General features: G+C 37.9%; 17 protein-coding genes. All 17 read right to left on the reverse strand.

From position 1 onward, the window contains the following. Window positions 1–184 precede the first annotated feature (184 nt). The gene (locus DWZ47_RS05755) at window positions 185–1,528 is read right to left on the reverse strand and encodes a Gfo/Idh/MocA family oxidoreductase (RefSeq protein WP_117512521.1); all 1,344 of its coding nucleotides are present in this window, start codon (window positions 1,526–1,528) and stop codon (window positions 185–187) included. Window positions 1,529–1,615: 87 nt separating this feature from the next. Next, window positions 1,616–1,855, reverse strand: coding sequence for a hypothetical protein (locus DWZ47_RS30905; RefSeq protein ID WP_004322279.1), 240 nt, complete (start codon window positions 1,853–1,855; stop codon window positions 1,616–1,618). A gap of 3 nt (window positions 1,856–1,858) precedes the next feature. After that, a complete protein-coding gene (locus DWZ47_RS05765; protein WP_004324494.1) occupies window positions 1,859–3,184 on the reverse strand; it encodes a Gfo/Idh/MocA family protein in 1,326 nt (441 codons plus the stop codon). Between the two features lies 1 nt (window position 3,185). Continuing rightward, a complete protein-coding gene (locus DWZ47_RS05770; RefSeq protein ID WP_117512522.1) occupies window positions 3,186–3,956 on the reverse strand; it encodes an FAD:protein FMN transferase in 771 nt (256 codons plus the stop codon). 51 nt (window positions 3,957–4,007) lie between these two features. Continuing rightward, window positions 4,008–5,414, reverse strand: a complete 1,407-nt coding sequence (locus DWZ47_RS05775) for a putative oxidoreductase C-terminal domain-containing protein (RefSeq protein ID WP_117512523.1) — start codon at window positions 5,412–5,414, stop codon at window positions 4,008–4,010. 4 nt (window positions 5,415–5,418) lie between these two features. Then, window positions 5,419–6,429 carry a Gfo/Idh/MocA family protein gene (locus DWZ47_RS05780; protein WP_117512524.1) on the reverse strand — a complete coding sequence of 337 codons (1,011 nt, stop codon included), beginning with the start codon at window positions 6,427–6,429 and terminating at the stop codon, window positions 5,419–5,421. Between the two features lie 6 nt (window positions 6,430–6,435). Beyond that, entirely contained in the window at window positions 6,436–7,227 is a 792-nt protein-coding gene (locus DWZ47_RS05785) for a glucosamine-6-phosphate deaminase (RefSeq protein WP_032848442.1), read from the reverse strand. Then, on the reverse strand, window positions 7,208–8,395 hold the full coding sequence (nagA, locus tag DWZ47_RS05790) for an N-acetylglucosamine-6-phosphate deacetylase (RefSeq protein ID WP_004324499.1): 1,188 nt from the start codon (window positions 8,393–8,395) through the stop codon (window positions 7,208–7,210). Before nagA ends, DWZ47_RS05785 begins: the two co-directional genes overlap by 20 nt. 32 nt (window positions 8,396–8,427) lie before the next feature. After that, window positions 8,428–9,744 (reverse strand): sugar MFS transporter, encoded by a 1,317-nt coding sequence (locus DWZ47_RS05795; protein ID WP_117512525.1) that lies wholly within the window; start codon window positions 9,742–9,744, stop codon window positions 8,428–8,430. Window positions 9,745–9,855: 111 nt separating this feature from the next. Next, on the reverse strand, window positions 9,856–11,505 hold the full coding sequence (locus DWZ47_RS05800) for a glycoside hydrolase family 32 protein (RefSeq protein ID WP_117512526.1): 1,650 nt from the start codon (window positions 11,503–11,505) through the stop codon (window positions 9,856–9,858). Between the two features lie 17 nt (window positions 11,506–11,522). Further along, window positions 11,523–13,127, reverse strand: coding sequence for a beta-N-acetylhexosaminidase (locus DWZ47_RS05805; RefSeq protein WP_117512527.1), 1,605 nt, complete (start codon window positions 13,125–13,127; stop codon window positions 11,523–11,525). A gap of 90 nt (window positions 13,128–13,217) precedes the next feature. Beyond that, entirely contained in the window at window positions 13,218–15,731 is a 2,514-nt protein-coding gene (locus DWZ47_RS05810; protein WP_117512528.1) for a hypothetical protein, read from the reverse strand. Window positions 15,732–15,758: 27 nt separating this feature from the next. Beyond that, window positions 15,759–17,255, reverse strand: coding sequence for a RagB/SusD family nutrient uptake outer membrane protein (locus tag DWZ47_RS05815; protein ID WP_117512578.1), 1,497 nt, complete (start codon window positions 17,253–17,255; stop codon window positions 15,759–15,761). A gap of 13 nt (window positions 17,256–17,268) precedes the next feature. Next, window positions 17,269–20,346: a TonB-dependent receptor gene (locus DWZ47_RS05820; protein WP_310592529.1), complete on the reverse strand. Its 3,078-nt coding sequence runs from the start codon at window positions 20,344–20,346 to the stop codon at window positions 17,269–17,271. 118 nt (window positions 20,347–20,464) lie between these two features. Further along, the gene (locus DWZ47_RS05825) at window positions 20,465–22,111 is read right to left on the reverse strand and encodes a hypothetical protein (protein WP_117512529.1); all 1,647 of its coding nucleotides are present in this window, start codon (window positions 22,109–22,111) and stop codon (window positions 20,465–20,467) included. A gap of 30 nt (window positions 22,112–22,141) precedes the next feature. Beyond that, window positions 22,142–23,365, reverse strand: coding sequence for an alpha/beta hydrolase family protein (locus DWZ47_RS05830; RefSeq protein ID WP_004324507.1), 1,224 nt, complete (start codon window positions 23,363–23,365; stop codon window positions 22,142–22,144). 155 nt (window positions 23,366–23,520) lie between these two features. Next, entirely contained in the window at window positions 23,521–24,666 is a 1,146-nt protein-coding gene (locus DWZ47_RS05835; protein ID WP_117512530.1) for a XylR family transcriptional regulator, read from the reverse strand. Window positions 24,667–24,855 lie beyond the last annotated feature (189 nt).

Genomic DNA, 24,855 nt, shown 5'->3' on the forward strand with positions numbered 1-24,855 from the left:
TTAACGCATACGCACGCAAAAATACAAAAATAAAAGAGATTTCGATGAAAAACGGTGAATATTCCGTGTGTTAAAAGGGTATAAATCAGCTTTACGGAAGGAAAACAGAAAGGCATATCCTATCAAAGACATGCCTTTCTGTAAAATTATAACCTGATGAAAAAACGAGAAATGGGTACATGATTTAAACCCGTATTTCCCAACCTTTTTCGTACTCTCTTCCCCAAAGTTTATTAGCTTCCAAATCGTTAAGAATTCGTCCGCTTCCCGGATCAATCTGTAATGAATGTCCGACACGTTGGGCAATATTACCTAATTGTACCAACTGGGTACTGATACAGGCATCTACAATTCCGGAATTTAACTTTGTTCCTTTGCGAATGGCATCAAACCAGTTTCGGAAGTGAAAGGCATCCAGCTTTTCGGATGGATTCAACAGATTGCCAGTCTCAAATTTTAAATCACTTTTTACCTCTTTAATCGTTTTACCTTTTAAATCTGCAATTTTATATTCATTGCCACCGCCAATGAAGAGAGTTCCGGTTTCTCCATAAAATGCAGTTCCTACTCCATATCCGTCTACCGGCATCGTATTACAACTACGTCCTTCCCATGAAAAAGATGCTTCGTCACCAAATTGGAAGGTGATAAGTTGTGTGTCAGGAGTTTGCCAGTCGTCCTGAAAACGATACCGACCTCCGATAGAATCAACCTTTGTAGGATAATCTACACCCAATCCCCAGCGGAGTATATCAACAAAGTGAGTTCCATTGTTGAGCGCTTCACCTGTTCCCCAATTCCAGAACCAATGCCAGTTATAATGGATGAAATTATCTTTGAAATCAGCAACACGTGGGGCAGGACCTTGCCATAAATCCCAATCCAGATAATCAGGTACAGGAACAACTTTCCCTGTTCCAATGGAAGGGCGATTATTGACATACCAAGATTTGGCATATCTCACTTTTCCGATAGAACCGGATTTTATTTCTTCCATAGCTTTAATTACATTGGGAAAGGAACGGCGTTGGTTACCCACTTGAACAATCCGGTTGTATTTCAAAGCGGCTCGAACCAACATTTCATTTTCTGCCGGATTATGACTGGTCGGTTTTTCCAGATAAACATGCTTTCCGGCCTGCATAGCCATAATGGCTGCTTTGGCATGCCAATGGTCAGGGGTAGCAATCACCACTGCTTCAAAATCGTTCGACTCTAACATCTTACAAATGTCTTTTTCTCCTTTGGGAGTACGTCCGGTAATTTTGTGGATAGCAGCCTGACATTTTTCTAATGCTCTTGAGTCTACATCACAAATGTAAGTAACTTCACAATCTGGAAGTTTGGCAAATCCTTGCGCCAGGGCCTTACCTCTCGAGTTCACTCCAATGACTCCGATACGTATTTTTTCGTTAGCTCCCAGAATATCTTGATAACGGCTTGAACCGAATCCTGGAAGTATGCTTCCTAATGAGAGTGCAGCTGTACCTGCTACTGTTTTTTTGATAAAATCTCTTCTTGTTGTCATAGTATCTATTTTTCTCCAAAATTAGGTTGTTATTAGAATATGTGAATGAGCTTTTCCGTCAATTCTCCTTCAAAAAACGTAAATCTCTTATTTTTTTCTTCGGAAAAGGTGACTCAAGAATATCAGGATTCCTCGGGGAATCCATAAGATAAGATAGATGAAAAAACTAATCACGATGACATACCCGATTTGGGATATTATTTCAATCCATGGGCGGGAATAGATAATGATTGCAATTACATTGATGATAAATGCAAGCAGGAAACTTAGAAGATAGATATTCCTTTCTTGTTTCAGTTTTTTTGATGTGATAATAATATCTTTCATGGCTTAGAATTTCATATAGGGTATTTTATATTCGTCGGGGAAGAGGATATGGCGTTGTTCATCCATTGCCTGATTTCCAAGTAAACAAAGAACCGTTGAACAATATGCTTCTTCCACTACATTCTGTGCTTTCTCTCCGGTGATACACGACTGGCAGAAAGAAGACAGGATAATGTCCGAACCGTCTTTGTCTGCTCCGATCATACTCAATCCACTGTTTACGTGAATATCTCCATCAATGATAAAGTGTGGTGTGTACTCCATTTTTGTTTCCGGTCGCCAACTGGGACCTGCTGTCGGGATGGCGGCAAAGACCTTGTCTTTTACCTGGTCAATCAGTTGCCGGATACCCGAAGTTGAATGATCTTCTTCCAGATAATAAATACCTTTTGCCATTTCCATGGTTCCTTTACTTCCCAGAATCTGGTCTTCCATTCCGTTGAACTTGTTGGAAATCAATGATTCGTATGCGATCTTAACTCCATCCGAGTATCTGTAAGTGACATTGACGCTATCATAAACTTCTCGTCCGTCTTTCCAGTATACAATGTCACCCATTCCCATAATGGATTCCGGCATTTTTTGGGCTGCCCAGTTACAAACTTCCAACTGATGGCATGCTAATTCCGTCATTAATCCTCCGGAGCTCTCTTTGTATAATCTCCAATTAATTTTGCGTTCCAGCTCTGGTGAAGGAACCGGACGACGCCAGTCTGCATTACGGAACCAGTGACAGCGAAGACCTACCACATCTCCGATGAGACCGGAATGGATCATCTGCATTCCCTTGATGTACTTCTCGTCATACATTCGCTGCATACAAAAGTAGAGGACTTTGTCTGACTGGTTGTAAGTGTCATAGATAGCCTTGCACTCGTCAAGGGTACGTGCCATTGCTTTCTCGCAAAAGACATGTTTGCCGGCAGCTAATGCGTCCAATACAATAGGTGCATGCCAGTTTAATGGTGTGGATATGATGACTCCATCGATATCTTTCGATTCCAGTAGTTTGCGGTAATCCGTATATGACTTAGCATCCGGACAAAGTTCCAATGCTTGTTGAAGATTGGGGGCATAATTATCACATACGGCAACAATTTGTGCATGAGGTATTTCTTTGAGGTTATGGATGTGGTATTGTCCTCTGGACCCGGTACCAATCAAAGCGATTCGTGCTTTCTCATGCTTGATCTCTTGTAGTTTCTCCGGAGTACAGGAAGTCAGCCAAGGAGTGGTCGCCAATAATGCGGTTCCTCCGGCAACATATCCCAGGCTTTTGATGAATTGTCTGAGTCCTAAGTCTACTCCTTTTTCTTTATGTTCTTTCATATCATAAATTGTATAGGGTTGCTTGTATATTATTGAACTTTTCTGAAATCTTTTTTTGTTCCTGTTCATTGGCAATCATCCAGACTGTACTAAGAACTTCGGCTTCCAACGGATCGGGGGACAGGATAGAACTTGCTTTTCGTTGTTCATTAAATATGCCTGTAAGCGGATTCATAATGTGTCCGGTATATTGTAACGTATTGCCGGAAGTGGATAATGCTGTATCCTGCAGATCGAATTCTTTTAGAAGAGACTGATTGTACGGGTTCAGAAAACTGACTTTCCAACAATCTCCATAAGGATGATGTCCTATACCCAGGATCGAACTGTTTCCAAAATTAGCAAATGCATCACTAATATTCTCCTGTTCAATGAATTTTCTTATTTTCTTCAAAGCATATCCTTTAGCAAAACCTCCAAAATCAAGTGAAATATCAGGAGATGTAAAGGAGATATATGAATGTTCATGAAGTTGTATTCTGGAGAAATCTTTTAATGTAATGTCGAATAAGTGTGAAGTGGTCTGATAATAGTATGAGCAAAGCTGTAAGATTGATTTCAGCTCTTTACTGATTTGAATCTTGCTTTGAGAAGCATGATTATTAATCTTGGAAACTTCACTATGAGGATCAAAACGATTTAATATTTTATCCAATCGCTCCAGCTCATAGGCGATATCTGCCCAAAGTGTATTCAATCGGTCGATATCGGAATGAGTGAGCAGGATATCGAATCGGGTCCCCATGATATGAGGAATGAAGCCATGAAACATGGCTTCATTTTTATAATATTTGCATCTTGTTTCTAACACCTATTGTTTTGTTTATTTGTTTCCTATCTTTGCCATTTCTACAGCAGTAGTAGTAATGTAATATTTAGCTAGTGTATTTTCATTTTCCCATTCCGGCATATCCTGATTGTGTACATAATGCAGGAAAGCCTTTGCCACTTTGCTGAAATGTTCTTCGTGTCCTAATCGTTTTTCCTGTGGTATGTCAATCAGATAAGTTCCATTCTTTTTGTTTTTGACAGATAAGAACGGATAAGTTATTTGAAGCTGTTCCACTGTTTTTTGCAATTGAGCTTCAAATGTCCGATTGTCAATGTCCGGTTCTTTCTGTATATATAGCTCTTTTACAAATCCATTTTTTTCATCCTGAACGATTTTTAAAGTGGCTTTACTTCCTTTCTTTATGGAAGTAAATGTATCTCCTCCGTTAGTGGGTGGAGTATAATTCCATGTGACTTTCATTCCTATACAAATCCCTTTAACGGTATAGTTGAGACTTCCGTTTGCCATCACTTCCAATACATCGTTTTTTATGTATCGATTAAGATAAGCGGGAAAAGAATCGACTTGTGTCGATTGACTGAACTCTGCTAATGTAATTGGAGTTGGCCAGTGTTTGGCGGCATTCACGGTGACATCCGATTGATAATGAATCGTTTTATCAGGAAAACATTGCCAGTTGATAAGATCGATCAGATGTGTTGTAACATCTGCAATCCCTTCTCCTTGTTGCTCTACATCATAATACCATGCCGGGCGAATTAATGGCTTGCCAGAAACTGTCTTGAAAAAATGATGCACGCTTTCCATTATGACAGATGGATTGTCCGGTGAACCTTTTTGTAAATCTCCGAATAATTCCGTCTGATGCAAAAGCTCTTTTTCTATGATATTGAGGATATCATAACGTTCCGTCATCAGATCGTATAAAAGAAGATTCTTTTCTTTGGCGAGTTGATAGGCTTCTGTCAATAACTTGAAATCCTGTGGATTGATAGCCAGTGGCTTATCGGCAAGGACATGATATCCGGCTTTGATAGACTCCATGATATAGCGCGTCTTTTTCTGATTGTTTCCGGCCAATACTACTATATTACCTTTATGATCGGCAAGCATTTTCTGGAGATAATCATCTCCGGTATATACTTGTTTTTTCCATGTCGTAGGAGATTCCGCCCGCTGATTATAAGAATCAATGCTTTCCAGATATTGGTTGACGGCTATTCCTTCGGGGGCATATATCCGGATGGTGTCACTGACATCTGTCAATGTCTCTTTTTGAAGTAGGCTGGCATGGAAATGTCCGGGATCGAGTACAATCAGATCTATTTTATGAGATCCGCTTATATCTACTTCATCGGTAGTCTGCCTTTTAGATAAAGAGCATGAGGCAACCACCAATAAAAACACTAAAAATCTAATGTTGTATGCGAGTTTCATCCTTTTATTTCTTATTATAAATCTTGACTAATTTCTGTGCATCTTTCCAGCCTTTCTGATACGCTTCTTTCAGTGTAATAATCTTGCCATTTTGCTCTTTACTCATATTAGAGGCTTTCATAAAAGTGAAAATTTCAATCGTTTCTTCTTTTGAAATAGGTGGAACTCCGGTTTGGAAGAATATTAATATTTGTTCAAGGAGCACTTTATATCCCTGATATCCTCCAACGGCTATTGCGCCTTTCGAGGTAAAGGCTGTCCCTCCGTAAATTTGCGGTCCTTTGGTGATTCCTCGGAATGTGCCGATTCTTCCATCCTTCCAACGTCCCACTACAATATCCCCTTTGTCGGAAGACATGCGATTGACGGATTCGCATCCCATACCCATGACTGTATACAGAGCCTCAATTCCATGGATTCCATAAAAACCGAAATCTGGATGAGTGGGTTCCACTTTATGTGGAGAATAGCAGTCAGCTCCTAAGATTTGTCCTAGTTCACTGTTTCGTAGTTTTTGATTTTGAGGAGTAAACCGCAAGGCAGAGGATGAGAAGATTGGTATATTGTATTTTTCTGCCATCTCATAGATAGCAATGGCATCTTCTAATGTAGCTCCGATAGGCTTGTCTATATAGCAGATTTTACCGGCTTTGAAGACCTCCATTGCTTGCTCCAAGTGAAGCCGTCCGTCATTCGTTTCCAGAAGTACGCAATCCACTTTTTCCAATAAGTCTGCTATGGAAGAGGTGATTTCTACTCCTTGTGCCTTTACTTTTTCAATATATCCGGGAATACGTTCATAACTGGATTGAATTGTTTTAGAACCATATGGATAGGCGGCTACTACCCGGAAACCTTTAGAAAATGTTTCGTCCGAGCCGCTATTGATCAATTCAGTAAAAGCGGTAGAATGGGAGGTGTCCAAACCGATAATTCCTATTCTCATTACTTTTTGTGCGTATATACTGGTACTGATCATCAGCAATACAAAGAAAAGAATGATTCTGTTTTTCATGATTGGTTATAGATTTATCTGTTCTGCACTTTCGGTGTCCAAATATAGCGAAGATTTTTCTTTTCTTCGCAATATACTTGCTGGACATTTTTCTGAAATTTCACCGTAAATGGCTCGATATACCGCATGAGCTTTATTCTTGAAAGGAACAATACAAAACATCCATTCGGCCTTTAGTAAAGCAGGTATTGTTAGTGTCAATGCTTCTTTAGGTACTAAATCCAGTCTTTCGAAGCATTTTTCGTTGACTTGTTGTTGACGGCATACCGGATCGAGTTTTACGATTTTTACCAGTTTGGGATCATTGAAATCAGCTACATCCGGATCATTGAAAGCAATATGCCCGTTTTCTCCGATACCCAGGCAAACAATGTCTACCGGATATTTAGTAAGCAGATCGGCATATCGTTTGCATTCCTCTTCAAGACTCTCTGCGCGTCCATTCAGGTAGTTCACTTTTTTAAAAGGAACTTTGTCAAAGATACGAATACGGAGGAAATGCCCGAAACTCTGTGGCGCGTCCGGATGAATACCTATGTATTCATCCATATGGAAGGCGTTGATTCTGGTCCAATCTATTCGCTTATCATGGATTAGATGATTTAAAAATTCGTCTTGTGAGGGAGCGGCGGCAAAGATCATATTGATTTCAGCCTTTTCTTCCAAGAGCTTGCAGATTCTGTCAGCTACTTCCTTTGCAGCTTCATTGCCCATTTGTTGGAGAGTGGGGTAAATTTTAATGGTTAATAGCTCTTGTTGAAATACTTTGGTTTCAGATTCATTTACTATAGATAACATGGCCTTCTGATATTGTGTTAATAACATTGATTTGATTGTCGAAAATGATAATGTCAGCATCTTTACCTGCTTCAAGAGAACCTTTTGATGAGTCAATGTGTAAAATGCGGGCAGGGGTGAGTGTCATCATGCGGATAGCATCGGTGAGGGGGATGCCAGCTAATTGTACCATGGTTCTAACCAAACGGTCAGTGGTGGCTACACTACCTGCAAAAGCAGAACGATCCGGCATTTTTGCAACGCCATCTTCAATAATAACTTTTTGTCCGTTAGTCAGGCTTCCTAGAATGGACTCTCCATCTGGCATTCCAGCGCCCCGCATAGCATCGGTACAGAGTGCAGTTTTGTCAGGTCCTTTGAATTTATAAACAAATTGAAGGAGTGGCTTGGGGAGATGTATACCGTCAGCGATGATTTCGACTGTTATATCATCAATCAAATAGGCAGCTTCCACTACTCCTGCATGTCGAAAAGCATTTCTACGTGTTACGGATGACATGGCTGAATATAAGTGAGTTATATGGGTATACCCGGCTTTGTTTGCTTTTTCCACCTCTTCATAGGTTGCGTCAGTATGTGCAATGGAAGGGAGGATATGCTGTCTTTGCAGCTCTTCCCCCATTTCGATAGCTCCTTCCAATTCTGGCGCAACGCTCCAGCGTACAATATCCTGTGAGATATTTATAAAATGGTTATATTCTTTCGGGCATGGTTTTTTAAGATAATTAGGGTCTTGTGCTCCACACTGGGAAGGTGAGAAATAAGGACCTTCAAGATGTAGACCTATAAATTTAGCACCTTTATTATTCAGAACTTTCGCTTTTTTATAAATAGTAAAAGTATTCATTAACTCTTCATCGGTGCAGGTCAGAGTTGTAGGCACCATAGCTGTTGTTCCATACTTCGCATGAACTTCCGCTATTCTTAGAAATGCCTCCACTGTTCCGTCCATGAAATCATGTCCGCCACCTCCATGAACATGCATATCGATAAAACCAGGAGATACATATTGTTGTTTGGCATCTATTATTTGATCGTCCGGGTTTATCTCAAGCATTTTGTCGGCAAGGATTTGTTCGATCTTTCCGTTTTTGCAAATCAATGCCTTGCCCGTATCTATGCGATCAGGAAAGATGAGTTGTCCGTTTAGAATGATTAGTCTCTTCATTTTATATTGTTTGAGGTTTATTCATTTGTTTTTTATCTCCATGAAGTGATTTTGTGTCCTTTGACAGCAAAGAATGCAAGATAAAGGAAGCAGGGGATTAATACCCAATAGCCGATACGTAAATCGTATATTTCAGCAAAGTGACCATAAATTAACGGAAGGATTGCATTTCCGCAGAGTCCCATGATTAACAGTGAGGAACCTGTTTTGGTAAACTTTCCCAGGCCATGAATGGATAACGGCCAGATACCTGCATAAATCAGTGCATTTGGAAAACCTAATGCATTGAGAAAAAAGATGGAGGCATTGGCTTGATGGCCGAAAAGGGTTACATTAAAGTCGGCAAATACAACTCCGAATGAAAGGAATAATCCTAGTACTGTACATATAATCAGTGCATTTTTCTGTGAGATATATTTAGGAATTACGATGATTCCCAATATATAACCGATCATCGTACATGCCAGAGTATATGAGGGAAATGCTTTTGCCTCCAATAGATCCATACCCATGGAATTGGCATAATTGATGATGGTATCAATGGCTATCACTTGTGTTCCTACGTGAAAGAAAATAGCCAATGCGCCTAAAATAAGGTATGGAAAACCAAAAATGTTTTTCTGATTACTATGACCGCTTTCTTTGTCATCTGTCGCATTTTGTTCATCCGTATTAATTTCAGGTAAGACAGAATATCGAATGACGATGCCTGCTAATAAAAGTAGTATTCCTAGTATAGTGTACGGAACGATGACACGTTGTATCAGTTCGTCAAGCATAACACTTTGGGTTATTGTATCCAGTGTACCCGATTCTATCAGGGCAAAAAGTTCGCTGTCATCAGCTTTTAGAATCAATGCAGCGAAAATGAGAGGAGAGATAATTCCGGCAAACTTGTTACATATACCCATGATACTGATACGACGGGCAGCACTGTCAATCGGACCAATAATGGTTACGTACGGATTAGCTGCCGTTTGCAGGATTGCCAGACCTGTTCCTATGGAGAACAAACCGATCAGGAAAATTTCGAATTGTCGTGCTAAAGCGGCTGGAACAAATATGAAGGCTCCTAATGCGGTTAACATAAAGCCATACATGATTCCTCGTTTGAAGCCTACTTTCTTTAATAGTATTCCTGACGGAACAGCCATTACAAAATAGGCAATGTAGAAAGCAAATGCTACAAAGTAGGATTCGAAATGTGTAAGTTCGCAGGATATACGGAAATAAGGAATGAGTATGGAGTTGACCCAGGATACAAATCCAAAGATAAAGAACATTCCGGCTAAAATGGCTATTGAGATGTAGTAGGTCTTTTTTTCGTTTGATAGGTTCTTATTTTTCATAGTAACTGTGTTCTATTGAGTAATTATTTAAAGCAAAAGTATGCTTTCTTTGGTTTATGGATTGATGAAAAAACGAAAAATCATATTCAAAAAACGTATTCTTATCAAGTATTATTTTATAAAATCATTCTGTAGCTCTTTGTATATGCTTTTCATCTGCCAGGCATCCATACTAATAAGAGTAGCATCTCTTCCCTGTGATTTTAGAGAAATCCCTATACTTTCTTTTTTGCCCGGATAAACTCGGGTTGTTACTACTTGTTTGTCATTAACAAAGATTTCAATAATACTTTTGTCTATAAATATATGTAACTTAAGCGTTTCGTTCGGCTTAAGATATACAGGAGCAAGTTCTGGTGCTCTGGATATTACATCCGGGAGTATGGAAGAGTGGGCGGTTTCAAGTGAAATCAAACTCCATCTTTGATTTTTCAGTGCAGGATTTGTTCTGACTAAGTCAACTCCTCTATCCTTGAAAAATTTGATAGAAGTAAATTCCTCTTTATCAGGTGAACGTAGAACATTCATTTCTATCATTGGTGAAGATTTTATATTGATTTCAGCTTTGATTTCAAGTGCATTTCCCTGTATATTATCGATTATGATTTCTTTGTTTGCCGGTAGATGGGTCTTATCTATATGTTGATGGTGGGTACGGAGTGATTTATAATCTCCATAAGGTTGTATGTTGATTGTGTCACATTTGTCTAATGTGAGTTTTCTCGGAAGTGTTGTAATACCTCTCCAGCCGGGAGATTTTTTGCCTGTATGCATGTTATGTATAACTATGACTCCTCCTTTGCCATCACTTGTTGCGCTTGGAGCATGTACTCCTCCGGGGAGAAAAGACATGAAGTTAAAACGTCCGTGAAATGTTGGATAAAAACAATGTTCTTCTTTATTGTAGTCTCCTAATAAATACTGGCTACCGGTTGTGTGGCTAAAAAATAAAAAGATATATCTGTTTCCTATTGGCCAAAAGTATGGGCATGAAGCATCCTCTCCTGGTGGTAAGAAACATTCATTTTTCATGAAGTTATGTTCGTATTTCCAGTTTTTTAAGTCTTTTGAAGAGAAAAGAGAAGTTGATCGCATCGCTTTGTTACCGGGACCTGTATTTGTTCGTCCTCCCGTCACGGCATAGTATATGCTGTCTTCTTTCCAAATGGCAGGGTCAAACACATAGTATGGCAAAGTCTCTCCTGATTTTACTCTTGGAATAGCCGGTGTTGCTACCTTTTCCCAGTTTAGTAATAACGGATCGCTGGATGTAGCCACAATATCTCCTATGTCAACTCCATAATACATAGCTATGACTTTGTCTTTTTCGGCTAGGGTGGCACCGGAATAACACATGTTTTCCGGGCTGGGATATAAAGCTATGGGCAGATCTTTCCAGTGAATTAAATCATGACTGACTGCATGTCCCCAGTGTTGTCTAAAATCTTTAGAGGGCAAATATTGATAAAATAAATGCCAATTCCCTTGCCAATAGCATAAACCGTTAGGATCGTGCAAAATACTTTCCGGACTAGAAAAGTGATAGATTGGTCTGTAGGGGTTGTTCTTCCATTTTTCCCGACATTCGTTTAAATATTGTACGAAAGAATCTTTTTCCAGTTCTCTTAATTGATCTTTAAGATTGCTGGAAAAGTTTTTTTGTAATATCTTTGATTTGGGATAAGATGCTTGTTGAGCATAACATCCTATTGCAAGGAATATCGTACAAAATAGAAACGTGTAAATATTAATTTTGCTCATTTTTTTGATTGTTGATTTTATCTAACTGGTTCTCCGGTCTCTTTAGGGGTAAAAGGATCTGAATAGTAGATATGATCTTTCTTATATAAATTAAATTGTTTTTTTAGACGTATATTGAAAGAATTGATATTCTTATTCTTTTCTTTTGTCCATGCATTTTCAGCTAGTGCTGCCATCCGAGGAAATAGCATATAATCGAGTCTGTCCTCTGTTTCAATACGCTCTGTCCATAGATTAGCTTGTATTCCTAGTATGTTACAATTTTTAGGATATTTGACTGGTATATCTTGTGGGCTGAAAGAATATACTTTTTGATAAGAATTGTATGAAAATTTTCTCCAGTCAACCCCATGTACTTGTAAAGTGTCTTGTGCATAATCAAGATACATTGGTAATCGTGGACATAATACAATATTAAATTTTCTATCTAATGATTTCTGGAGTTGTTCAGGTCTATTCTGTCTCCAGAAAAATACGATGGTATGTTCAGGAGATAATTGGGAATCAGCTACTTCGTCCCAAGCTGCAACTTTGTTATGAATAAGCAGAAGAGAATCAGCCATCCTTTGGAAAAAGTAATTTTCTACGTCTTTTAAATTCTTCATTTTTTCATGTTTCATCAAGTCTTGGATATCCTTGTTAGTATTCCAATCCTGATTGCCATAATGTACTTCATCTCCTCCAAGGTGGATTACTTGCGAGGGGAACAGCGCATCTACTTCTTTTAGGATGTCCGTTAAATAAGTGTATACGGAATCTTTCCCGGGGTTAAAGGTATATCCAGGATATTTAGGAGAACCGCCACCGCTAAATTCTGGATATGCTTTAGAAGCAGCAGATGCATGTCCCGGCATATCGATTTCAGGTATAATGTGGATGTTTCGTTCTAGAGCATAAGTTACGATTTCTTTTATTTCTTCTTGTGTGTAGAATTGAGCAGGAGTGTATTCTTCTCCATAATTGCCGATTCCTCCAATGAGAGCTAGTTTGGGATATTTTTTTATTTCTATTCTCCAACCTTGGGAGTCGGTTAGATGCCAATGGAACCTATTTAGTTTATAAAGGGCCATCCAGTTTAAAATCTGTTTTACTTTTTTCATTCCCCAGAAATGACGGGCTTCATCTAACATAAAACCTCTCCAAGCATATAAAGGGCTGTCCTCTATTTCCCAGCATTCGATAGGTACAAGAGGGTTTTGTAACGTGGATAATCTGGTTAATTGAACTAAAGACATGACACCATTTATCATTCCGCTTGGTTGTCCAGCAGTAATAGTTATGTCTTTGGTGTGCATTTTTAAAGAATATCCTTCTGATTTGAATTTATAGTCTTTCTTAAGTTTAATAACATTGTATACAATATTTGAATCTAGAGTTGCTTTATCAGGAAGTGTACTTACAGCGATTGAAGTATATCGGAGAAGCTCTTTCTGTAAAAGGTAAGCTTGGGATTCAAACTCTTCGGTATATACAATAACACATCTGCTTGATAGTTGGAATGTTTCATTTATCCTGCTACTGCTTTGTGGATATGGAATTAGAGGACAAGTATTCTGCCCACGTATGATGGTAGTATTTAATATGTTTCCAATGAAAAATAATATTAGAAGAATTTTATTCATGTTTTTGTCGGATAAGATGAACAATATTACAGTTTAATATAAATAAATTAAGATTCCATTTATATTAAACTGTAATTAAAGAATGTTCTGTTATTTCGTCTCTGTTAAACTGATGTCATCCAGATTAACTAATGTTTTCAGTGTTTTTTGTGCACTGTCTATCTCAGGTACTATGTTGAAAAATATGGCACATTTTTCAAAACTCTTACCTGGATTTTTCTGGATGATATCGGGAAGATCAAAAGTAATATTATATTCTTTCCAACCTTCTGTTTTCTCTAACGTGATAACTTCTTCATATGTATAGTCTGTATTTACGTTTGCTTCTGTTGAGGACACAATTCCTACGACTATTTTTTCTGCATGGTTTATATTTGCAGCAACATCTGTTGTACCCCAAACAAGATTTGGACGATAATAGAAAAATTGTAGTTTGTATTTTTTGCTATCGTCTAGGGATAAACGTTGTGCAACTCCCTGGAGGTGTTCTAAATTATTGGCATGACTACTGTATTTGGCAGCATCCGCATTGGCTGCTGTATAAATGACTACGGATTTATTACCAGAATGTGAGATTGGAGTTCCACCACCTGTATAGGCAATGGACATATCATCAATATAGGTAAACCAGAACCATGAATTGTTGTTGCATCTATGGAACCAGACATTATCAGGAACAGTAACGGTGCCATCTACAGTAGGAAATGTTTTTTGTGCTGTAGTATCAAAGAAACCACTAAGCCTTAGGGGGCGGACAAGACTATTCGTATGTACGACAGGCAATGTGGAGGATGGTTCTATACTATCTTCAAATCCGCCATTTGTAATTAGGTTATCAGTAGTAGGCTTTTCTTCTTCGGGTAATGTCTTGTCGATAATATTTTTATGATTTTCATAGAAAGTTTTTGTAGCCTTCATGAGACCTAAGTCTTCACTATATTCAATAGGGTCATTTTTTTGGCAATTACCGATAATGACAATACCATCACATCTTCGGTACAAATATTCAAGAGCATTCAACCAGGTAGCTTCCTTGATTGGCTTGTATGCATCGGCAAAAGCTTCATAGTCTTCTGGTATAGTTCCTGTCTTGTTGAAATAATTAGTCATGATACAGGCGAATATTTTCTTGTTTGGATTATTCCATTTAGCTTCTTCCAGAACTGCGGAGCAATCTTGTTTCCAGGTATCCAAATCGTCATTGATGATTGTAACTTCAGGATATAATACATCCGCATATTCCCTGATTCCTCTCATGGGTTCTACCGCGTATCTCTGCCATGAGTCATTTCTTTGAAAATCAGATTGAGTATAGTTGGTGACTCTGAGAGAGGTGAGGCTTGTGGGACCAACGCCACGATACCCGATTGTTACTTTTGAGTTGTTATCTTTGAATGTGCTATATACAGTTTGGAAACGTGACATCATTGCACTATTATCTGTAGAACGGTCCGCATGCCATGTACTGATAGATATACAAACTGGATGTGTAGCATCAGTTGCTAAATTCTTGATCTTGTCGATGACAGGAGGATATACACTGCCTTGCTTTTCTGTTTCGGAAACATTAGCTTCACTGATTACTGATATGGGTTGTATACCATAGCTTAATAGATTTGAAGGAGTATTCTGGAAATTTAATGAACCATATACATAGAATTCTGTAGGCTCTGATCCGCCATCATCGCCACCGCCTATCGACTTGTCTAATTTTATGTTAGCTTTGTGCCGTTCGATAAATGTTTTTGTAGCACTATACATTGCCTGGACTTTTGTGTCATTCCACGCAACGTCAGTTTCACCATCTTCACCTTTTCCATTCGACCATATCACTGCTCCATCTAAATATGTATAACATCCTTCCAGTATCTTATCCCATTTTTCAGCAGGAATGAATTTCATATAGTCAGGATTATTTTTGAGATTATAATATTGCGGCCAGATATATCCGATAATCTTTTTATCAGGAAATTTTTCTTTGATATATTCTACTGTCGTTTTTAAATCTTTCAGCCACTGATCTACGTCCGGAGTCATTATATATAATGAGGGATAAAGAACATCTGAAACTTCACCGGCAGAGAGCCTTCTTTCGCTCTTTTTCTTCCATAATTTAATAATCTCTTCTTCTGGTTCAGTTCTATTATATCTGAAAACGTTTAAATCGCTCACAGGTATACCATAATTACCGACAGCACAACTGGGAATTTCTTTTTTAAAAGCGTCAAATACGGTTTTCAATCCGGTTTTAATTTCTTCATCGGTCTTGTTTGAATACCAAGCTTCAATATCAGTGCTGACAGTTTGATAGTTGGATGTTTTTGTGATACTGATTTGAGTAGCAACTTTATCCATATCAATCTCTTCATTAGTTAACAAGAAAGCTTCATAAATTAAGCGTATGTTAGAGATCATATCCGATGTAAGATCCGGTTTATTCTTATAACTCATCGCATCGTAAACAACAAACTCTTTTGTTTCCGGAGTAGGTTCAATTTCCTCTTCTAAATAAGGAGGACGAATGGTGTCGTCACTACATGCAGTAATGAACAGCATAGCAGTGAATAGTAACATGGTTAACCATTTAATCTCTGATGTTTTCATATAGTTCTTGATTTTGTGATAAATTACTTAATAGCCAGGGTTGTTTTTCCAACCTCTAAGTTCGCATTGTCTTACAGGTATCGGGAAAAGATAATTCTCTTTATTAGCGTTTAATCTCGCTCCAATTGCTGGATTCTTGCCTATAGCCTCATCTACTTTTTCTGTTCTTACCAATTGGAACCATCTTTTGAATTCAAATACATTTTCCCAGCCAAATTCATCGAATACCGCATCTGCAAACTTTTCTGGTGTTAAACCTGCATATTGATGACTTTGATCTCCAAATGCCCTGTCTCTGACTCTATTTAAACATTTATACGCAAGAGTGTTGGGGGAACCTTCTGCTTTATTGCTGGCTTCGGCATAAATTAGCAATACGTCCGCAAATCTGTAAATAGGAGTGAGACCTTCTGAAAGTGAACTACGTGTAGAGGTGTTTCCATCAATTCCGTATGTTCCACAACCTCCGTAGTTTCTGTATTTTCGGATAAAAGGTGCGCCTATATCAAAGTCTTCCCAGTCAATCCAATTTCCTTTAGTATCTACGGTTGATGTAATATAGCAGAATTCTTTTCTTTTATCATTAGGGAAGTTTTTGAAGAATACGGGATCACCTACATAGTCATACCAGCCATTCTCTTCTTTTCCAAGATAGGATATGCCGTATTGGCTTGGTAAATAAGACAGTGAATGCTGTAGTGCGAATATATGTTCAGTTTTATCCGTCTTTTTAGCGTTCATCCAAAGATCTTTATATTCACCGACCAGATCGTAAGGTCCATTTTCTATGATATCTTTTGCAGTTTTAGCAGCCTCTGCATAATAATTTTCTTCTTTTAATGGCCATCCGGCCATGGTTATATATACGTCACTAAGCAAAGTCTTGGCGGCCCAGGTGGTTGGAGCCTGATTGTTATTGTCACGGCTTTGTAATGGTAGCAGGTTGATTGCATTACTTAAATCAGGAAGAATTATTCTTTCATAGATGTCTTTCACCGGTTTACGTGGCATATTACTACTCCCATCTATGTCTGTACTTGAATTAGGGTCTGTAATAGCAGGAGCATCTCCCCAATATCTTACGATATAGAAATAGGATAAGGCTCTGAAGAAATAGGCTTCTCCTAAATACTTATTACTTATTTGGGTGTCGAGATTTTCGTTTTCATTGATTAAATATATTATATTATTTGCAGAGTATATTGTTTGATAAAAATATTTCCATAAATTTAGCACATCTGCATTATCTATTGGAACTTTTAGTTGATCGTCCAAAACATTCCTTACTTTGTCCAATGCACCTGAAGTCATATCGTCACCAGCCAATGCTAGTGATGCCAACCGGCAGTTAAAGCCGAAATTTTCTCCCCATAAATCTTTGTAAAGCCCATTGGTCATGCTTTCAAGAGTTTGTTCTGTCAACTCGATGGTGGCAGGCGTTAATTTGCTTTGCGGTTCTTGCAATAAGTCTACGCAAGAAGCTAAAGAAAAACTTGTCAGAAGTATGAATATATATTTTTTCATTGTATTCTTGTATTTAGAATGAAACATTTAAGCCAAGTAGATATTCTCTTTGACTGGGATAAGTTCCCATATCAAGTCCGGGGCGTAGAGGGTTACTTATTGACAATTCAGGATCGTTTCCGGAATATTTAGTGATTGTACAAACATTCTTTATCGAAAAATATACTCTCGCTGCACTTAGATTTATTTTTGATAATAAACCTTTGGAGAAATTATAACCTAAAGTAATGCTTTTCAATTTTACAAAATCTCCTTTTTCTATAAATGTAGATGATGCTACCGTTTCAGGGCTTGTTATAGCGTCCCGGTCCTTACCGAATCCGGCTATAATTGCATTCTCATTTTTGCCTGCAATCCAGCGTTCGGCTAATTCGGGGAATGGAGATAAGGAACTTGTAAGTCTGGCTCTTGGGTAATTGTAAATATCAAATCCATGAAAACCGATTAAGAAAATATTTAAGTCAAAGTTTTTATAGGTAAATGAATTATTCATTCCCCAATTGAATTTGGGTTGCCCGTTACCGATAATGACATAATCATCTGCATCTATAGTTCCACTATCGTTTTGATCGACATATTTGTAAGAGCCGGGTCTTACTGTAGGAGAAGTTGGTTTTTTAATATCAGGGTTATTATACTCTTCGGTACTCCACACTCCCGTGGATTGAAGGCCGTAGATTGCACCGATCGGTTCTCCTACAAAGTAACGATAGAATGAATTTCCCCATCCTGTGCCTATTTCCATGAAATCCGAATCTATATCTCCTAATTTTTCAATTTTAGCTTTATTATGAGCCAATGAAATGTCTGCTTTCCAATAGAAGTCTTTTGCTGTAATCGGAGTAATTCCCAAAGTAATTTCAAACCCCTTGTTGCTGATTTCAGCAGCATTTCTTAGTCCGGATGATAAACCTGTATCTGCCGGGAGAACTACAGTATTAATGGCATCTTTTGTTTTTTTGTCGTAATAATCGAATGTGAATGAAATTCTGCCATTTAGAAAAGCTGCATCAACCCCATAGTTGTGTTGATGTGTTTTTTCCCATTTTAATATAGGATTACCTGGGACAAGCGTATAAGCTATTTGGCCATTCCCTATTGTTGCATCATATTGTGTATATGCCGAATAAGCTGCTACTGCCTGATTTCCGGAAACTCCGTATCCGTATCTTAGTTTCAATTGGTCTAAAGAATTAATATTTTTAAGGAATGATTCTTCTTTTAGATTCCAAGCCAGACTGAAAGAAGGAAAGTTATCCCATCTATGGTCGTAAGACAACAAGGAAGAACCGTCTCTTCTGAATGTTACTGTGGCCATATAGCGGTTCATTAAGACATAGTTGATTCGTCCGAAATATGATATGGCTGTTGTCTTGCTAACCTCATTGTCTTCTAGTTTGCTGGTTTCTGCCAACATCATATTTTTCCAGCCGATGCTTTCGGAAGTTAATCCTTCTGCAGTCTGCCTCATGATGTATGAACGTGATAGGCTTTCTTCTACACCAATAGTAGCGTTGATACGATTATTCTTGTTTAGTTCCTTTGTATAGTTAAGTGTATTTGTCATGCGCCACCCCCATGAATTTGCATCATAATATGTAGCTAATGATTTTCCTTTTAGGAATCCATTCATACTTTGTTTGCTGCTTGTGGTTCCATAAAAACGGTTTCCTATATTTATTTGCTGTTCATTTCTGAATGTTAATCCGGGAATAATTTCATAACTGATATATGCCTGTAACCAGTTATTAAAAGTCATATCCTCGTTGTTATTCCTTTTTTGTTCATCAATGAAACCTATTGGATTGTAAATACCGGTATTGTCGATAGTTCCTTGGGTGAGGTTTCCTTCTTTATCATACGGAAGTACAGTTTGCGGAAATTGTTGTGCCAAAGTGAGTAGACTGTATTGTCCGGAGAAGTTATTTCCTGCAGCACTATTAATCATTCCATAAAAATTAGCTCCAAATTTTAGTTTTTTAGTGATATTAGCATCCACTTTTAAACGATAGTTCCATCTGTCATTTGTGGAATGGCCGGCAATTCCTTTATTATGAATATATTGAGTGGAAAATAAGAAGCTCATTTTATCATTTCCTCCTTTGATGCTGATGTCATGAGAATGGCTGATGGCGTAATCATTGATGATATTTCCCATATAATCATAAATATCATATCCATTGGTGAAATTAGTGATTTGTCTTTCTGTATATAGGTCTTTACCATAATATGCCTGATTCCAATCATTGGCCATACGGGCGAACTCATTTACGGGCATGATGGAAGGTTTGTCGGCTGGTGTTCCGGCAACAACATAACCATTGTAGTCTACTGATAATTTGCCCTCTTTAGGAGACTTTGTTGTAATCAAGATGACACCGTTGGCTCCTCTTGAACCATATATTGCTGTTGATGAGGCATCTTTTAGTACTTCAATAGATTTTATATCAGCGGGATTTATGGCACTGAGGTTACCACCAGGAAAACCATCGATAACGACTAGTGGGCCACCGTCTGCTTTTATGGAGTTTACACCGCGGACGCGTAGCGTAGGGGCAGCACCTGCTGCTCCGGATGAGTTTACAATACTAAGCCCGGCAATGCGTCCTTGGAGCAAATCGGCTACTTGGGCCGCAGGCATTTTTTTTAAAGTCTCAGCTGCATTAATGGAAGATATAGCTCCGGTTAAGTCGGACTTTCGTTGTACCCCATAGCCAACCACTACGACTTCATCTAAATTACTAGTTTCTTCATTCATCTTTACATTGATGACATTTCGACCTTGTATTTTAATTAGTTGTTCTTCATAGCCAATATATGAGAATCTTAGTGTTGCATTTGTGGAACTTATATTGAGAGAGTAGGTACCATTCATATCTGTGATGGTCCCATTTGATGTTCCGGTTTCCAAGATACTAACTCCAATAAGAGGGTTTCCCTGAACATCTTGTACGCTTCCTGTTATTTGCTTTCTACTCTGGGAATAAACAAAGGGAGTAAAAAGGAAAAAGAACATAAAGATGCATATCGGTAAAGATTTTATTCGTGATGCATCTCGCAGAATTTTGCTTTTCAATAGTTTCATTTTCATTTTGTATTAAATTTGGTATTGCAGTTTATTGATTGGATATCCTAATAGTGCAAATATAGCCTGATATATCAAGGTGTCGATTTGATTTTACGCAGACTAGTCCTCAAAAAACGTAAGTTTAATCTACTGTATTCTTCATTTCTTTTATGAATTTTACACTTTCTTGCCATATTGCTGTATTCGTGTCAGGTAGATTGTTGTTTATATCATGTATTATTATACCGTTACACCATTGTTGGGCGGTTTTCAATGCAGTTTTCCATTCCGTTGCTTTTATTGTATAATTGTTATTAAGCGAGGTGGTTGGCAAATATACATATATTGGTTTTCCTTCAGATTTGAATTGTGCTTCTTTTATAGTAATGTATAATTCTTTCTTCCAAGTGATTGTGTCATTATCAACGATAGGGGCATTTATGATAATGGCATCTGTGAATTTTTCCGGCTCTTGCGGAGAATTCATTGTATTTATTGCCCAACTTCCCATGTTGACATGCATATTTGAATTATGAAGCCTTAGTTTACCTAAACTTGTGGAGGGTATTTGCCATATTTGATTACCATTGTCTTTTTTTAACAATTTGTAAATTTCTTGATAATCTAATATATCACTCTTTTTATTAATCGGTGCAATACATATAGGCGTATTGGAGGATTTTGGAGTTTGTATGGCAAATTGTTTCACTTTGTCTACATCAAGAACAAAAGTTTCATTGGTACAGTTTCCCAAATCTTTTTCATTAATCATTTGTATCGTCTGAACTCCATATTGGGCTAATTGGGGGTGATTTGTGTTTAAATATATATTGAATTCTTGTGGAGTAGAAGTCAATATGGACAAGTTTTCTTTTTCAGGAAACACAATCTGTCTTTTGTGGGAATGGATAAAATGTTTTGTTACTTCCCAGATTTGTTGAACCCGAAGATCCTCCCAGAATACTGATTGATCATTTTCATCTGTTCTACTTGACCATATGATACTTCCATCACAATATGTATAAGTAGCCTCTAGCATTTGTTTCCAAATGTGGGGGGGAATGAATTGTTTATAATATGGACTATCTTTTTTATCATAGTATTGGGGCCAAATATATGCTATAATTTTTTTATTGGGGTAGTGCTTTTTTATTTCTTTTACTGTTATTTGTAGATCTTTTATCCAAGATTCGATATTAGGCTCGGCAATGTAAAGAGAGGGTTGAGCTACATCTGCATATTTGAGTGCAGCCCAACGTTTTTTATTGCTTTTTCGCCAAGTCATCAATATACTATCTTCTGACATTTTGGGATGGTAGTATCGGTGTACACATAAGGCTGTAGGAGCGGCTCCATAGTTGCCGATTGTTATGTTTGGTGAAATATTTTGTCTAAAGTAACTAAATAATGTGTCGAATCTTTGTTCTATTTCCTGGTCTGTAAGTGAAGGCTCGTAATACCATTGTTCTATATCCGTTGAAATCATAGTTCTCGGAAATAAGGATGCAAGTTTGGCTTGTTTCTCGATTTTGTTGAAGTCAAGTATGACTTTTGAAGGATGATCGGAGTGTTTTTTTGTCAAGGTTACTTCATACATTAGATAAACAGGCTGAAGACCATAGTAACTTAAGTCTGGTTTGCCGATGTATGACATAGCATCATAAATGAGAAATTGTTTTATTTCCTGTTCCTTATTACTACAATATGCTGTGGAAATATAGCATAAAGTGAGAGAGAGCAAAATGAATCGATTGATAGTGGCTCTGCAATTAATTTTTGAGTTTTTCATAAGATATTTTTTATTATGTAATGTTTTTTGTCAACTAGTGGGACATAAATACCACTCGAAGAAATTGTAAAGGATTTCATTTGATTCGGGATCAGGATCATGTTTCGCTCTATTGGTCATCGCTACTCTGTTTTCATACCCTAGAATTCGATTAATGAGTATTGTATGATTTAGAGGTATCCATCTTTCAGGTCCGTCAGAGAAGCCTCCGGAAACAAGAAAAGGGCGGGGAGCCATAAGTGCATGAATTTCATGTAAATCATGCCCATTTTTACGTAACTGCGAATAAATTCCTTTTGCTTTAGTATATCCGTTTTTGTTCCAGGTATCTTTCCAGGGCGGAGGGTAATAGCCAAGATACCAAGGTTCCCAATAGTTGATGTATCCCCTTTTGGTTTCATCAAAAACAATACCCGGATCACTCCATGCAGCGCATGCAAATTTGTCATAGAGGCAAGATGCAAACATTGCCCATTTCCCTCCATATGAATGTCCGACAATGCCAATTTTAGTAGAGTCTACATCAGGAACTTTGGCTAATGCTTCCCATGCATTGGCAGCTGCATAGGCTAATGCTGATAGAGGTTGTAGAGAAGCATTATTGATCGTCGGATAATATATGGAGTATGTTTTTTCTTTCGTTGTTTGGGTTGTTCCTAATGACAGGGTGATAAATCCTCTTTTAGTAAGTTGATAAGCGAAGTCACGATTAGGTTTTCCACCGATTCCAATGGCAGTTTCAGGTTCATAAAAAACAGAAATAATAGCAGGCTTCTTCCCTCTCTTATCAGGGATTAGTAAATACCCTTCTGTTTGTTCATTAGGAACCCAATAGAAGCGGACACGATATTGATAGAAGTTCTCACGTTTAAGCGTATCTAATATTTCAAATTTTTGATTTTTAATTATAGGAGGCCATTTCCCCATTAAATTCATCCATGTATCTTTTATTTTTTTTCGTTTTTTATTCCAATCATTTACATTCTTGATAGTGTCTCCATTATTCAGTAACAGAGGGGAACGATAATTTCCATAATTATCTTTATATATCACTGGCGGATTGAAATAATCTTTTATTTTATTCCATGCTTTTGTATTATATTGCAGTGAATTAGTTTGTTTATTCTCTATACAACTAGCTGTGCAGAACCCTATGCAGATAATTATATAGTATATAAAAAACTGTTTGGAAAATCCGAACTTTATTGTTAGCTGCGCTTTCCTTTTGCTGTGTTTTTGAATGGTATTTGACATTTTAGAATATATTTATTTAAGGATATAACAAAGATTGGGTATAGCTAATACATTCTTCGTTAAATTGAGAGAGTATTAACTTTTATGACAAAAGTAGGTTGTTTCTATAATAGTTTTTATAGTAAAAACGAAAAGTACTATTCAAAAAACGAAGATTAAATATGACTAGTCTTCTTTTGGCGATATTCAAGAGGTGAACAACCTTTATATTTTTTAAAGACGCGCGAGATATTATTATAATCTTTGAACCCTACCTCTATTGCCAAATCAGCTAAAGACCGATCTGTCGTGAGCAATAAATCCGCCAGATGGTTACAACGGCAATTCAGAATATATTGATATATAGAGGTATTCATCGCATTCTTGAATTTCACCTCAAAGTTTCTGCGCGATAACGGAATGTTGGCAAGCAAAGATTCTATCGTCAGGTCGGAGCTGTAATGTGAATCTATATATTTCACCACTTCGAGAATATAAGGGTCTTTGATATTGTGTTTCTCCGTCGATTGGCGTAGTTCGATGCGGATGGGGTTGATAACAATATTGAAAGTGCCTTCATGTTCTTTCTTTATTTGTTGGTGGATGAGTCTGCCGATAGAATAGCCTCCTCTTTCTACTTCCAGCTCTATGGATGAAATGGGTGGGTCGGAAATATTACACATCAGTTCGTCGTTATCTACACCCAATAGAGCGATTTCTTCGGGGATATGAATGTTGTTCATCCGGCAAGTTTCAGAAATGAATAGGGCGTGCGCATCATCACAACAAAATAGAGCGACTGGCTTGGGGAGTTGCTGCAACCATTGGCTGACTTCCATTCTTATCTCGTCTTCCTGCTTATCCGATTCGAAACTGAAAAATTCGCCTCCGATACGTTTTACTTCTTGCCGATACCCTTCGCAACGTTCGTCAGACCAAACCACCCCTTTAACGCCGAAATAAGCAAAATTGCGAAACATTCTCTTGGCAAAAAACTGGGCTGCCATTCTTCCCGTTCCTTTATAGTCGCCTGTTAAATTAGAGTAAGTGACGCTCCGGTGATGGTAGTTTTGTAGTACTACCGGAATATTCAGCTCCTTCTGCAAATCGATCGTATCATTATTCCACTGACCGATAATGGCGTCGGCTTTCCATTCTTTCGCCCATCTTAAAATGCCTTGTTCACCATGCATTGCGCTATAATAAGAAGGTAGTCGGTAAAAGAGCCAGGGACCGTTTTCTTTGGAGTATTGGACAAGTCCCCGTAGCAGTTTCCTGTCAAATTCGCTTGAATAGTCTATCAATAGAAGAATCTTAATCATAGTTCTATGTTTTTCTTTAGTATAATGTAGGGATGCACAAATATAGAAGAATTCCTTTGTTTTCCTATAATAAAGACTTAATTTTGTAGCAAGAAAAACTTGTATGACACCCGGGTCTCGTGCTGTACGACACCCGGGTGTTGTTGTGTTCGACACCCGGGTCTCAGTATGCATGACACCCGGGTGTCG

This window comes from Bacteroides sp. AF32-8BH, assembly GCF_003435205.1.
Classification (GTDB): Bacteria; Bacteroidota; Bacteroidia; order Bacteroidales; family Bacteroidaceae; genus Bacteroides; species Bacteroides ovatus.